The sequence below is a fragment of the Microbispora sp. KK1-11 genome (assembly GCF_006874435.1).
Taxonomy (GTDB): Bacteria; Actinomycetota; Actinomycetes; order Streptosporangiales; family Streptosporangiaceae; genus Microbispora; species Microbispora catharanthi.
Window position 1 is genome coordinate 1 of record NZ_VIRJ01000150.1, and the last position, 412, is coordinate 412.

At 52.4% G+C, this 412-nt stretch carries 1 protein-coding gene; it reads right to left on the reverse strand.

Annotated elements, in window-relative coordinates; genetic code table 11:
* Positions 1–347, reverse strand: a 347-nt coding sequence (locus FLW16_RS43155; RefSeq protein WP_142566739.1) for a tyrosine-type recombinase/integrase, incomplete at its 3' end; no start/stop codon positions are given.
* Positions 348–412: the final 65 nt, after the last annotated feature.

Sequence of the window (412 nt, forward strand, 5' to 3'; positions counted from 1 at the left end):
GAAAGGCCTGCGCGCTCAATAGCTTCGTTAAGAATCCCGTAAGCACGGACGCGGGTAATAGCTTTCGAACCTTTCCGAGAAGGGAAAAGCCAGTCGTCGTCGTTTGCTTCGGCCGGAATCAGGTCAGCAACGGCTTTCTTGATTGCGGCATTGAAGAAGAAACGTTTTGACTTCTTCGTTTTCCCTTCCGTAATCGCAACGAAGTCCTTTCCGCGCACATCACCGACTTTGAGTGCGAGTATATCGGAAATACGTAGGCCGGAATTAATGCCGAGCGTAAATAAAAGCAGATCACGCCCGCGAAGGGCTTTTTTTATTGCGTTTATTTGGCGTTTTTCTCTAATCACACGTCCTCGCCGTTGACCGCGTCGCGGACCGCCGAGGTGGCGAAGGCGACCAGGTCCTCCACGCC